Origin of the sequence: Maribacter orientalis, assembly GCF_900109345.1 — a bacterium.
In the GTDB taxonomy this organism is placed as follows: Bacteria; Bacteroidota; Bacteroidia; order Flavobacteriales; family Flavobacteriaceae; genus Maribacter; species Maribacter orientalis.
In genome coordinates this window covers 1-15428 of the sequence record NZ_FNZN01000014.1, presented here as the reverse complement: position 1 = coordinate 15428, position 15428 = coordinate 1, and the positions used below count along the sequence as shown (strand labels likewise).

Sequence of the window (15428 nt, the reverse complement as noted above, 5' to 3'; positions counted from 1 at the left end):
TTGATGAAATACTACTAATAACAAGAACGTATTTAGTATCTTATCAGTATTAACTATAAACTTAAAAATTATGGGCTCATTTATTTGGATTCCGATTGCGATTTTGGTGATTTTCACTATTCTATCTGGCGTATTTATTGTAAAACAGCAGACCGCAGTTCTAATTGAAACCTTTGGCAAATTTACCAGTGTAAGACAATCTGGTATACAATTTAAAATCCCTTTTGTACAACGTATTTCGGCAAGAATAGGTTTAAAAATTCAGCAATTAGATGTTATTATTGAAACCAAAACATTGGATGATGTTTTTGTTAAACTAAAAGTATCGGTGCAATATGTTGTGATTAAAGAGAAAGTGTATGATGCATTTTACAAATTGGAATATCCACATGAACAAATTACATCATATGTATTTGATGTGGTTAGGGCAGAAGTGCCTAAAATGAAATTGGACGATGTTTTTGTAAAGAAAGATGATATTGCAATTGCGGTAAAATCAGAATTGCAAGAGGCAATGTTAGATTATGGATTTGATATTATAAAAACATTGGTTACTGATATTGACCCAGATGCTCAGGTTAAAGAAGCCATGAACCGTATTAATGCATCTGAACGACAAAAAACGGCTGCACAATTCGAGGGAGATGCTGCTCGTATTTTAATAGTAGAGAAGGCTAAGGCTGAAGCTGAAAGTAAAAGACTGCAAGGGCAAGGTATTGCAGATCAGAGAAGGGAAATTGCCAGGGGATTAGAAGAATCTGTTGAGGTGTTGAATAAAGTTGGTATTAATTCTCAGGAGGCATCAGCATTAATTGTGGTAACACAACATTATGATACTTTACAAAGTATTGGTGAGGCGACGAATACAAATTTAATACTATTGCCAAATTCACCTCAAGCAGGTAGTGATATGTTGAATAATATGGTGGCTAGCTTTACCGCTAGTAATATGATTGGTGAAAGCATGAAAAAAAGCAACAAGCCAAAAATCAAAGAATAGTATGTACAAAGAAGTAATAAATCAAAAAAACCCAAAAACTATTAAGTTTTTGGGTTTTTTTGATGGAATTAGATTATTACCTATTAAAACATACCTATCAACTCTCTCTATTGTTTTTAATAGTTGAAAACCTCGTTTTAATTAGCTTTGCGGAATTAGAATGACAAAATCACACCCAATAGGCCTATTAAGTTAAATAAAGCCCTTAAACTGCAAGTCTAAGGGCTTTATTAAATCACCATCTTCAATGTCAAAGGCTTATTCTATAAGCATTCTCTATGCTTTTATTTTTCTTGAATTTTGGCCCAAGAATCACGTAATCCTACGGTTCTATTAAAAACAAGATTCTCAGGTGTAGTATCTGGATCAACACAAAAATATCCAATACGTTGAAATTGAAAACGCTCACCTGGTTGTGCATTTTTAAGAGCAGGTTCTACATAACCTGTAATTACATTCAAAGAATCTGGATTAATAAAATCTAGAAAATCTTTGTCTTTATGCGTATCCGGACTTTCATCAGTAAAAAGACGATCGTATAATCGAATTTCTGTTGGCACCGCATGAGCAATAGACACCCAATGTAATGTACCTTTTACCTTACGCAAACTTTCCTCCGTTCCGCTGCCACTCTTACTTTTAGTATCGTAAGTACATTGTACTTCAGTAATATTCCCTTCGGTATCTTTTGTACAGCTCTCAGCCTTAATGATATAACCATTCTTTAATCGAACTTCACCACCCAATTTTAAACGGAAGAATTTTTTGTTCGCCTCTTCTTTAAAATCTTCTTGCTCGATATATATTTCTCTAGAAAAAGGTACTTGACGGCTTCCGGCAGCATCGTCTTCAGGTGAGTTTTCAGCTTCTAACCATTCTGTTTCACCCTCGGGATAATTTGTAATTACAAGTTTTAATGGATTTAAAACACCCATTACTCTATGTGTAGTCTTATTCAAATGCTCTCTAATATTAAATTCAAGTAGAGAAACATCGATAAGGTTGTCCCGTTTGGCGATACCAATAGTATCAACAAAATTCCGTATTGATTCAGGAGTATATCCTCTTCTGCGTAAACCTGATATGGTCGGCATTCTAGGATCATCCCATCCAGTAACAAATCCCTGCTCAACTAGTTGTAACAGTTTACGTTTACTGACTACAGTGTGGCTTAGATTTCGGCGAGCAAACTCCCTTTGTTTCGGACGTATTTTTTTAGGGTCGTAAACTTGGTCCAAAAACCAATTATACAATTCGCGATGCATTGCAAATTCTAATGTACAGAACGAATGTGAAACCTGCTCAATATAATCGCTCTGACCATGTGTCCAGTCATACATTGGATAAATACACCAATCGGTATTTGTTCGATGATGAGCCTTATGTAGTATTCTATACATAATAGGGTCTCTCATCAACATATTGGAAGAGGCCATATCTATCTTAGCTCTTAATACATGAGTTCCTTCTTGAAATTCAGCGTTTTTCATCTTTTCAAAAAGCTCAAGATTTTCTTCTATCGCTCTATTTCGGTTTGGACTATTGACACCTGGTTCTGTAGGTGATCCTTTTTGGGAAGCCATTTCTTCAGATGACTGATCATCTACATAAGCTTTACCTTCTTTAATTAAAAGAACAGCCCAATCATAAAGTTGTTGGAAATAATCTGAAGCATACCGTTCGGTATCCCACTTATAACCTAACCATTCCACATCTTTTTTAATAGCGTCAACGAATTCTTGCTCTTCTTTAGCAGGGTTGGTATCGTCAAATCTAAGATTAACCGGAGCATTATAGCGTAGGCCTAATCCGAAGTTTAGACAAATAGAACTGGCATGGCCAATGTGTAAATAGCCATTAGGTTCAGGTGGAAATCGAAAACGGAGTTCTTCTTTGGTATACCCATTTACCAAGTCTTCTTCCACAATTTGCTCAATAAAATTTAAAGACTTTGGTGTCTCGCTCATGTCATTATATTTCAGTCTACAAAAGTAGCAAAATTGCCTTAATTGGCGGGTTTAAATTGAACACACCTTATATAAAATGAGTTTCACAACAGAAATCTTCCTTTCGACAACATTAAATTCCTGTTCGTCGTATTAAATAACATATTTGTCTATGGATTGATGGATTAGTGAATTTTTTTATTAACCATCTTTTCAACCGTAGTGGCCCCATAACTACAAATACTTATGAAAACCTTGACCAAAAAATCAATTTTTAGCGCATTAGTAGTGCTTTTCAGTGTCTTTCAATTAACGGCACAAGCAATAGTAATCAATGCACCCGAACCGGCTGATAATCCAAATTTGTCAGGAAGCACTCCTTGGTCCGCCATTTGTGCGGGTAACGGTGGATTCAATGAATACTTTGTTAATATCAGTTGGATAGGAACAGCAAATGCCGGTAACGAGTTTATTCTTGAACTTTCTGATGCTAACGGAAGTTTTGATAATGCGCAAACACTAAAGACAATTACTGATAAGAATACAGTAAAGGATTTTGATACTAGCTTTCCTATACCTACAGATACCCGAGGTCAAGGATATAAAATGCGTGTACGAAGTACTGATCCAATAAAGATTGGTTCAGCATCATCTGCATATAATATGTATTATATGGATGTAACCTCTAATTTAAATATTAGTGAACTAGGTGACGGTGTTCCTCCGGGAAGTGTTTGTAGCACTGGTGCTATAACCCTTCAGGTTGACAATATCCCCAATCCAGAAACCTATCAGTATATTTGGTTTAGAAGCGGAACTGAACTTACGGGAGAAAAAGGGCATACATTGAATGTAACCCAAACGGGTATGTATAATGTGTATGTTGATTATGGACCCTCATGTACTGGTTCAGGAAATACCGATTCAAATATTGTTGATGTTAACATTGGAGGTACAGGAGCAGGAATTGCCATTAACACCCCAACGAAAACATCTCTTTGTAGTACCGATACAGAAGTATTGAGTATAGATCAAACAAATGCTTCTTGGAACTATCAATGGTATAAAGATGGCAATGCAATACTTGGCGCAACAGGAACTAGCTATACGGTTAATGCTGCAATTGCAGGATTTGAAGCTGATTATGCTGTTGAAATTTCCGGAACAGGAATATGTAATGAACTATCTGAAGTAGTGACCATAACGAATGCCGAGTTGTATACCGTAACTGTTGAAAATGAATTGAACCTAGTTCTATTACCGACACAGAATCAGGTTTTAACGGTTAGTACAACTGCAAATACACCAAATTATAAATGGTTTAGAAATACTATCGAAATAACAGGAGAAACAAATAGTTCATTAACAATTTCTGAAGATGGGGAATATTATGTAGAGGTCACCCAAACCGGTGGTGCTTGTTCTGTTTCGTCTAAAAATTCAGAGATTACTACGGTTGTATCTCCCGCATCATTCGAGATAACTACGAACTATACCGGTTCGTATACCGCATGTGAAACTACGAGTATTACAATAGGTGTTGAATTAATTAATGCTGTTGCTGACAATGGCATCAAAACAGATGTGACTAGTTCTTTAATTGATGCTTTTACTTATCAATGGAAAAAAGATGGTACAGATGTTACTGGGGCTACTGGTAAAAACATCAGTCTAGCATCAAATTTAGAAAATGGTAGTTACCTTTTAAATGCAACCATTCAAGCGTTTGATATCAACTCAAATACATTATCTGCTCAATTATTAACTAGCGAAACTGTAAATATTACAAGTTCTGGAACTGTTTTTTGTAGTGGAGGAGAAACAATAATAATAAGTACTTCAGCCGATTTAAGCTCATCAACTTTTGATTGGCAATTAGATGGTTCATCGATAAATACCACCGATGCTACATTGACCGTATCAACGCCAGGTACCTATAAATTAGTTTTAGATAGAGATGGTTGTTCTTTAAATTCAAATGAGATTACAATTACTCCTTTAGATGAAAATCTGATTACTCTAGACCCAGGTACCGAAATTGTAATTCCTGAAGGAACTACAAAAACAGTTTCCGCTAACGGAGGTACTTCATATCGATGGGTAGATGCTAATTCAACAGAAATCAGTAATTCTGATAGTGTAACTTTTTCTGAGGCAGGTACCTATACGTTAATTGCCTCTATAGATAATTGTGAGATTATTAAGCAATTGGAAGTTACCTTTTTAGATACGTTCAAAGTTCCTAATGTAATTACTGTAAACGGAGATGGCATTAATGACCAATGGGTAATTCCAAATTCATATTCAAATAAAGAAGATGTAAACGTGATTATTTATAACGAACAAGGTCAAGAAATTATAAATCAATTCGATTATAAAAATAATTGGCCGCAGTCTACGACTGCTTTCACCAAACAAAATATGGTGTTCTATTACAAAATAAGGAACGCCAGTGAGGTACTCAAACAGGGTACTATCACCGTAATACGATAAGCTAAAGCTCACCATGCTAAAGAAAAGTGTTTTATATCTATTGTTATTTGTGTTTGCTACCATGAAGGTTAGCGGGCAAGAGGAAAACCCGTTTGTAGCGTATGATGTTCCTGCCCAGAACCTTTTAAAGTATAACCGATTTTTAATCAACCCAACATTTTCAACGGTTAGGGAAGATAAATCTTATATCAACCTGCTTCACCGAAACCAATCGGTACAATTTGATGATAACAATCAAAACTACTTCTTAAGTTATAGTGGTCGTATTAGTGACCGAACTGGTCTTGGTTTAAGTTTATATTCCCAACAATCAGGTACGTTAAGTAACTTTGGTGTGTTGGCTAATTATGCCTATGGTGTAAAGCTTAACGATAAAAGCAACCTAACCTTTGGTGCAAATGTATCTTACTATAATAGTGGGTTCGACCAAGGCAGGGCTTCAACAGTAGAAGTTGACCCCTTTTTAGCGGGACTACAAGATCAGAACTTATTATCTTTTCAACCAGGTTTAAACCTTTCTTATGGAAAATTTGATGTTGGTGTATTCGCAGAAAATTTATTCGACTATAATCTTAAATCTAGTGAATCTCTAACGGAATTCAAGGATAAAACCTTTTCAGGACATTTACAATATACCCATCAGTTTGAAAATCAAACAGGTATATTTGAAGAAGGACGACTTATGCCATTGGCAAGAGTTAGAAAAATTGGAGAAGAAGATGTAACCTTAGGTGGAAGTTTAATATTAGACCTTCCAAAATTAGGTTGGATTCAAGCTGGGTATGATAGTTTTTATGGTGCTGCGGCTGGTGTAGGTTTCAACCTTAACCGTAGAATCTCGTTAGGGTATACGATGGAAAAAGGATTGTCTAATAATTTTGACAATTTCGGACTTACCCATGAAATCTCTTTTGCCTATTCCTTCTCACCTAATCTTACTGAAGATAGGGTAATGTTAGAAGATGATTACGAAGATGATATAGTGCAGAATGATCTAGAGCCAGAGAATATTGCAACTAATGAAGAAATTGAAGAACTTAAACAAAAATTGGCAGAAAATGATGCCATCATAGAAGAGTTGATGTTTCGCCAAGATTCATTGGAAGCAACTCGCCAATCTGATTTAGAACGTCGTTTTGAAATGGTTATGCGAATGGTGAGAAATGAAACAAACGGTGATAGACCCGATTTAGAAAAAAAAGCGAAAGAGCTTTTTATGGATGATGAAACTAGAACCGGAGTTGCATTGGCCCAAGACTCAAGCAATACACAAGACCCTTCAAGGTTAGACATTTTAAATAATAAGAAGCAACAAGATAGGGTAGCGGTTACTGATGATATAATCGACACAAAAGCAAAAGAACTAGTACAACCGAGAGATGCGGTTGTGGCCAATAGACCAAGAAAAGAAGTTAATCCGGTTACTAAACCCGAAGTTGTTCAAGATGGGGTTAAAAGCAGAAAATTCAAAAACTTACCCAATGTAACTGATGGCTATTATGTAGTTGCCAATGTATATAAAGGTGGTAAGTATATGGACAATTTCTTGACCACGTTAAAGAACAAAGGAATAAATGCAGATTACATTGATAATCCAAATAACGGACTTAAATATGTATATCTACAACGCTATGAAACCTTTGAAGATGCTGTAGCTGCAAACGACTCAAAGTTGAATGGTATGTACGATGGTGCCATGTGGATTATGAATGTAGATAATACATATACTAATGAAGCCTACGCAAGTAACGTAAATAAAATCAAGGAGAAATCTTCTAAATATAAATCTGATGTGCTAACCTCAAATGTGGTCGTTAAGGATAAGGTAGCTTCTACTGATGTTGACAAAAAATCATATGTTATTGATGGTGCTGGATCTGGTTATTATTTAATTGCCAATGTATTTGCAAATCCTAACAATGCAAAGAAATTTGTTAAGCTTCTAAATTCTTTCGGTTTAAATGCCAGTTATTTTATCAATCCAAAGAATAACTATAGGTATGTATACCTTAAAAAGCATGACTCTTGGACAAACGCTCTTATATCGTATTATTCTAAGCTAAATGACGCTTATAATGACAAGATGTGGATAATGCGCGTTAATCAAGAACAGATGGCTTAAATTGGCTTAAAACCGCCTAACTTATCACTAAACTATCTAGGTTTGAAGCGTGTTATTATGGCAGATGTACTATAAACTGAATTGGAATTAGGCCATACTTGGCTTAAAAAAACTTGTTTATCTACTATCTTGTTTTCCTTTAAGAAACCTAATACTATGTTTCTGAAGATAACCTCGAAAATGCCCTTTCCAATATTTTCAATTACTTTAGATTTACACTTTTAATGGGCTATTATATAGTACTCATGATATGAGTTACTTAGGGCTGATTCATTTGGGTAGACCGTCATTATCCTGATACTTGTTTGATACTCTAAATGTAATTTTTTTAGTCAAACCTTGTTAGATATAGTAAGTACCTAGGTATTTGTTTGCTGCCTAGATCTTCATGTACTCTAATATGGTTGCATTAGTTACAAGATGTCTTAAACATCATTGTTGTACTCTCATGTCACTTACTGAAAGATTGGTACAGACTAATTTAATTGAGGTAGATAGGTTGGTGACGACGGCTTTCTTTTGGCATCTCAATGGATAGAATACAGGCGTAGTTCTTAATTAATAATTTACTAGAGAATTTCTTAAATCGTATGGTAGCACTAATGAAACCTAAATGACGCTCATTTTTGGGATGTATTACTATTGGACCACCAAGTTTTACAAGCAACTTAATAAACAATGCCTTCGACAATAATAGATTTGCTAGATGAAAATCTTATGCTATAAAGAAAGAAGAACTAAGGAAGTCTGTTATCGTAGCTAACATACGTTATTGATAAATAGGGATTTTTAGGATACTTCAACCCAAAACGAAATATATTTTTATATCGAAAATTAAGGGCAAATAAACCTGTAATTTTTTAAAGTTTAATAAGTCCGTTACTGTGCAAGATGTTGAGTTTTGTGATCCCATTTTGAATACCCTTTTTTATAGCGAATAGTTGAGAAAAATCTTCTGCCTTTTCTATGTAACATAAAAATAGGAATAGAAAGACATATTTAACACTGCAATTTTCAGAAAACGAAACAGTTAGGATTCCAGAATAAATAGATACATAATGGTTTAAATGGTGTTTGTTAGAAAATGATTGATAAGGAAAAGGAATAACTGGTCTTTAAAAAATAAAGTAAAAAATTAGTAGACAGAAAAGTAACAAAATGAAGAATATTGTTATTTATTAAGGCAAACATACCTTTCTGTTTTTAGTGTTTTAATCAAAGAAAACGAGTTAAAAACCCACCATTTTTCGTAAGTAAGAACTTTATTTTGAAATGTAAATCATCACGTAAATATCTTTTAAAAAAAATGACCACTTAAATTGGACTTTAAGTTTAAAAAATTTAGGTCTTATTTTCGAAAATTTTAGGCTCATTTTTTATTCTAATTTTCCTATCAAAGTTTGTATTTCGAACACCTATTTTAAGTGCTATTTTTTCAATTAAATAGTTTGATTTTAGCCCAAAAGAAGAAATATCCGTTCTTCTAATAAGCGGTTGAAAGTATTAAAAAATGGACTTTTCTAAGAAATCAAACCCATTCGAATTGCTATTTCACAACAGAAACTGATCATACCACAACAATAAATTCTTCACTTTGCTACTATAGTGAATATTTGTTATTGGAGAGATTCGTCTAGAACGATTTGAATTTTAAATCGATTGAATGATTTTCTTCAGTAAGTATAGAACATGACCAAACTGACTAGTTTTTTAGATTTTACCAAATTCACTTCTCTTATGGGAAAACATTACGCTAAATGTTTAATCTTTATTTTGTTTCTTGTCTTAAGTGCTCAATCGGCCTATTCGCAAGTTAAAGAACCTTTTCAAGTACGTTACGAGGCTGATATTCGTGGAGAATTAACTTTCATTGCAAATAATATTGTCAACCGAAATATTCCAGAATCGACAGGACGTCAATGGGTATATAGAAACGGAAGATGGAGAAGAGAAAATGTCACTATACCAGCGGTATCACCAAACGAACCCCTTAATGATACTGGTGGTTCTTCTGATTACAATGATAATTACGACATGCAATATATCGATGTCGATAATGATAATACCACCTTCAGTTCAAGTAGCGCAACTTTGACAGTGCCAAATATTGATTGTGCATTAATAAGATACGCTGGTTTATATTGGTCTGCTATTTATGTAAATAACGATAGAAGTAATATAGACGATATTAAATTCAGAATACCAGGCGGTACCTATCAAGATATTACTGCTGATGAAATTATATTTGATGGTAATGGGGATGCTGATTTTGGGTATTACAGTCCTTATGCTGCCTACAAGGATGTAACCTCTATAGTTGCGGGTATGACGAACCCGAATGGAGAATATTTTGTAGCCAACGTTAGAGCTAGTACAGGCAGTAATATTTCAGGTGGTATTTCAGGTGGTTGGAAAATGGTCGTTGTTTACGAAGACCCGAACTTACCAGGCGATAAGTTTATTACCACTTTTGACGGTTATGCTGGTATTAAATCTGGTGAGAGCGTTGATATTCCAATTAATGGCTTTACTACCTTACCAGCACCATTTCCTGTTTATGCGAATATGGGTGTTGCAGCTTTAGAAGGTGATAATAGAATTGGTGGTGATGGATTACAAATTAATGCAAACGGAACATTTTATACATTGTCAAATGGAGAAAACCCGGCAAATAATTTTTTCAATTCTAGTATAACACTTAATGATGCTCAATTTACAGATAGAAACCCGAATAGTGTTAACACCTTAGGTTGGGATGTTGATTATTTTGAAATTCCAAATGGAGGAGCCAGTAATACGATTATTCCAAATGGCGCTACAAGTGCTATTTTAAGAGCAAGCTCATCTCAAGATAAATACGATATTTTCTTTACTTCTTTTGATGTTGACATTATTGCCCCAAATATAGTTTTAGAGAAAAAAGTGAACACACCTGGCGGTGTAGATATTACCGGTCAAGGTGTTCGCTTAGGTCAAACATTAGACTATGTACTGACTTTCGAAAACATAGGTAATGATGATGGTGTTAATTATACAATTAGAGATGTGCTTCCAGTTAATGTGTCTCCACCAGATGGCCGTAGTTTTTTCAACGCATCAGATTTTTCATATCCTGCTGGTGTAACGTATGTTTATAATCCTCTTTCGCGTGAGATTATTTTTTCAATTCCAGATAATTATGTAGAAGATGAAGATTCTGAATATTCAATTCGTTTTAGAGTACAGGTAGCAGAGAACTGCTTTGATTTTATTAATGCATGTTCAGATCTAATTGAAAACGTCGCATACGGTACCTATCGTGGTGAAGACAATTCAGCTCAGGTTACCGATGACCCAAGTGTTACTGATTTTAACTCATGTGGTTTTACCGTACCAGGTGCTACAAACTTTCTTTTGGATGATCTTTCTGATTGTACTTTTGAGAGAACCATTGAGCTTTGTGGTACAAGTGCTATTTTGAATGCAGGAGATGGTTTTGATTCTTATATATGGTATCGTGATACCAATGCTAACGGAACAATAGATGTTACCGATATTGAAGTTAACGATGGTGACCCAGATAATGATCCTAGCACACTAGTAGTTACAGCTGTAGGCACCTATATTGTAGATAAAATTGTTGCAGACCCTTGTAAGGGCTTTACTGAAGTCATTACTGTTGAGCCATTTGGTTCCGGAAATTTACCTAACCCGGTAACAGAATACTTCAACGAAGTTAATAGTGACACTGATCCTTCTAATAATATACCAGGAGAAATAGTTTTCTGTAGTATTGATAATTCTTTTATACCTAAGATATTCTTATGTGGGATAAATGACTCTCAACCATTAGCAGTAAATATTGTAGATGCACAAAGTGTTACATGGGAATTATTAGATGAAGGTAGTTGTACACCTGTCGGTGAAGATTGCGCCAATAAGGCACTTCCATGTTCTTGGAGCGAAGTAGGTAACGGTAGTAACTTTCTTTTAAATGCTCCTGGGGAATATAGACTTTCTGTTGTTTATCAAAATGGATGTACAAGTCGTTTTTATTTCAAAGGATTTCAAAATAATTTGGACATTGATTTTAGTAATAGAGATATTGTTTGTGATACCGATGGAAACATAACTATTACAAACCTTGGAAACGGTTACGGATATCAACTTGTAGATAATGATACAGATAATATTGTTGTTCCGTTTAGTTCAAATAACGGTCCTAGTTTTGATTTTGCTTCTGGTGAAAATGGATCATATAGAGTAGAAGTAACCCAACTTGATATAAACGGAGACCCAATACAAGATGCTTGTATTTTTACAACTCCGGTTATTGGGGTTTTAGAGCGTGATATAGCCTATAACATAAATGTAACTCCAGAAACTTGCTTTACCTTAGGTACAATAAATTTGCAAGTAAATAATGCCGATGCTGTTTATGAGTATGAGATAAGAATAGATGATGGTTCAAATGGCGGTTCAGGTACTTTACTCGATAGTGAAAATGGTCAAATAGACAACAACTTTACTTTTAATAATTTAAGTGCAGGAGATTATATCGCTATAATTAGAACTGCAGATGGTTGTTCTTATAGTGAAAATGTCACTATAATTAATCAAAATGATTTAACGTTAACCGCTAGGGTTTCTCAACATATTACTTGTAGAGAAGGGAATATTCAAATGGACTCAAATGGCGGTAGCACACCACACACGTATGCTATTTGGTCTTATGTTGATGAAAGCGGTACTACAGTTACTTCTTACCCAACATTTGCTGATATACCTCCAACCAATTTTCAGACCAGTCAAATATTCGACATACTAGATGCTGGTGATTATACCTTTGTGGTTTTGGACAGAAATGGTTGTTATAAAGAATCTAATACGGTTAGTATAGAGTTTGAACCTGCTGCAGAATTTAACGCCACTACAATAGTAGATGTTAGCTGTTTTGGTGAATCTAGCGGTAGAATTCAATTTAATTTGGTTGATAATAACGGTTACCAATTAACATTCTCTTTGTTCGACTCAGATGATCAACCATTAGGTGAGAATGGGTCAGGCTCTTTCTCTAATCTTCCTGAAGGTGATTACAGAGTAGTAATTAACCAAAGAAAAGGAAGTGCTTCATGTGATTACGAAGAAAACTTTTCAATTAGCGCTCCATCTACAGCAATACGGGGAGATGCCGTTTTAATTCAAGACTATACTTGCTTGCAAGAAGGTATTATCGAAGCTCAAAATGTTTCTGGCGGTACGGTACCATATGAGTATAGTATTGATGGAATTAACTTTATTCCTGATACGACTGCAAATGCACATCGTTTTGAAAACTTGACTGATGGTAATTATACCATCACCATAAGAGATGCTAACGACTGTACTTTTGTTACAAATCAAATTGTAATTGACAGACCAAACCCACCAACGGATTTAACAATTGTGGAGTCTCAAATTACATGTCCGGCTCAAACAGTCAATTTAACCGTAAACGCAATTAACGGTACAGCACCTTATATATATTCAATTATTGCGCCATCTACCATTGTTCCAACAAGTATTACAGGAAACGAAGCTGCTTTTAATGGTCTTGCTCCTGACACCTATACGGTAAGAGTTACAGATGTTGATGGTTGTTTTTATGATGAAAATTATACGATTAATGCTATTAACCCAATATCAGCAAGTGGTACAACTACACAACCAATTAGCTGTTTTGGTGCTGCTGATGGCATCATTCGTTTTAATGTAAATTTCCAAGCAAGTCAAAATTTCACTTACACGGTTACAGGCCCAACAGGCGTTGTTAGAACAGGTGGTACAGAAGCTGTTATTGACAATATTAATGGTTTAGTAGCGGGTGACTATACGTTAGATATTGTAGATACCGATACAAATTGTACATACACAGTAACACATGAATTAGAAGGACCAACTTCGGCTTTGTCCATTTCAAATTTAACAGAAACACAACCAAGTTGTTTAACAGATGGTAGTGTTCGTATTAGTGCAACTGGTGGATGGGGAAGCTATACATATGTATTAAACAACCCAGATGCATCTCCTTTTGGAAATAATGCCACAGGTTCATTTAGTGGATTAACGCAATCTGGAACTTATAATGGTACAATTACTGACGCTAACAATTGTAGTATACCGTTTTCGTTTAATTTAAATCCGGCAACGGCTCCTGTTTTAGAAATAACTCCAAATCAAAACTGTTTTGATGACGCTGTTTTATTAACGTTGACGGCCAATGTCACATCAGGTGGTGACGGTAATTTTGAATATAGTTTAAATGGAGGCCCTTTCAGTACAACTAACGTTTTTTCTGGACTTTTAGCAGGTACGTATACTATTGATGTAAGAGATGGAAAAGATTGTACAGACTCTGAAAGTATTACCATAAACCCTGCAGTAACAGTAAATGCAAGTGCAAGTAATATAACTGCATGTGGTACGGATACCGATATCGATATAACCGCCGCAGGGGGTGATGGCAATTATGTGTATGCGGTTGTGGCCGATGGCGCTACCCCTACGGCAGGGGATTACGCTACGAGCAATACTGTGACCGTTACGGGCGCAGGAGACTATGACGTATATGTGCTAGACAATAATGGGGGAGCTAATGCTTGTCCTGCAATGTATGATATTACGATCGTGCAGGATTTACCGGTCGCTGCAATACCGACAGTTATTGATGTAACCTGTTTCGGCGGCAACAATGGGAGTATTTCTTTAGCACCTTCTGGTGGCGAGGCCCCATATACTTTCAGTATAGATGGAGGAACAACCTTTGGATCCGTAAGTACGTTCAACAATCTTACGGCCGGCACTTATGATGTCAGGGTAAGGGACGTTAATGATTGCGAACTGACATTATCCATTCCTGTTGACGAATTACCGCAAATAATCGCTGAGAGCGTTCAAACAGAAGATTATACGTGTAATCAATTAGGAGAGATCACTGTTGGCAGTGTAACCCCTACGACAGGTGGTTCAAATAGTTATCAGTATAGTTTAAATGGAGGAACTTGGACTGCAGCGACTGCGGCAGGAGCGGTTTTCGCCAATTTGACCGACGGTACCTATACCGTACAAGTAAGGGATGCCAATAATATCGGATGTACGGTAAGCCTACCTAATATTATAATCGCGCCTTTACCTATAGAACCTGCCTTGAGCAGCAGCGTTGCTTACAATTGTGACGGATCTGGAAATATTACGATACTTCCTAACGACCCGTCGTATACGTATAGTATCGACGGTAATACCCCACAAGCGGGCAATGTGTTCAACAATGCGATCGTAGGCCAACATACCATCACGGTGGATTACGGCAGTGAATGTACGACCGACATTATCATAGACGTTCAGCCTGGCAATGCATTCGAGGCATCGGTGCTTACCTATGAAGATCTAAACTGTAACGCCGATAACTCGGGCACCATTACTTTCGAAGTGGACAATTTTGGCGCTAGCGGATTCGAGTATAGTCTGGATAATTTTGCCAGCGTACTGGGAAGTACGACCGTTTCGCCACAGACCATTTCCGGATTGTCCGCGGGTAATTATACGGTATATGTTAGGGACGTGGACAACCCGATAGCCGGTTGTACCGTAACGCTTGCCCAAACGATATCCGAGCCAACGGTGGTAGTCGCCGATGCGAACATCACCCAACAATATACCTGTGACAATGGCGGGGCCACTATTACGGCAAGCGCCTTGGGCGGTACTCCAGGGTACGAATACCAATTGGAGGACAATGTTGGCGGAATCATAACCGCTTATCAGACCAATACTGTTTTTAACGGATTATTAGCGGGTACATATAATGTTCGTGCAATGGATGCGAACGGGTGTTCCGATTTAATTGACA

The 15428-nt window shown here is 36.1% G+C and carries 4 protein-coding genes and 1 pseudogene; 4 read left to right on the top strand and 1 reads right to left on the bottom strand.

What is annotated here, in order from left to right; genetic code table 11:
• The first annotated feature begins 70 nt into the window (after nt 1-70).
• Complete coding sequence (locus BMY56_RS17920) at nt 71-1000, top strand: SPFH domain-containing protein (RefSeq protein ID WP_091627510.1); 930 nt, start codon at nt 71-73, stop codon at nt 998-1000.
• Between the two features lie 284 nt (nt 1001-1284).
• Here BMY56_RS17920 and BMY56_RS17915 read toward each other — a convergent pair whose 3' ends face one another.
• Nucleotides 1285-2967 (bottom strand): glutamine--tRNA ligase/YqeY domain fusion protein, encoded by a 1683-nt coding sequence (locus BMY56_RS17915; RefSeq protein WP_091627508.1) that lies wholly within the window; start codon nt 2965-2967, stop codon nt 1285-1287.
• A 225-nt stretch (nt 2968-3192) separates the two neighbouring features.
• Here BMY56_RS17915 and BMY56_RS17910 point away from each other — a divergent pair, with 225 nt between their 5' ends.
• The 3 genes and pseudogenes from BMY56_RS17910 to BMY56_RS17900 form a co-directional block, all read left to right on the top strand.
• The gene (locus BMY56_RS17910; RefSeq protein WP_091627504.1) at nt 3193-5439 is read left to right on the top strand and encodes a T9SS type B sorting domain-containing protein; all 2247 of its coding nucleotides are present in this window, start codon (nt 3193-3195) and stop codon (nt 5437-5439) included.
• 13 nt (nt 5440-5452) lie between these two features.
• Nucleotides 5453-7561, top strand: a complete 2109-nt coding sequence (locus BMY56_RS17905; protein ID WP_091627501.1) for a PorP/SprF family type IX secretion system membrane protein — start codon at nt 5453-5455, stop codon at nt 7559-7561.
• A 1737-nt stretch (nt 7562-9298) separates the two neighbouring features.
• A pseudogene (locus BMY56_RS17900) lies at nt 9299-15428 on the top strand (T9SS type B sorting domain-containing protein); the annotation flags it as partial.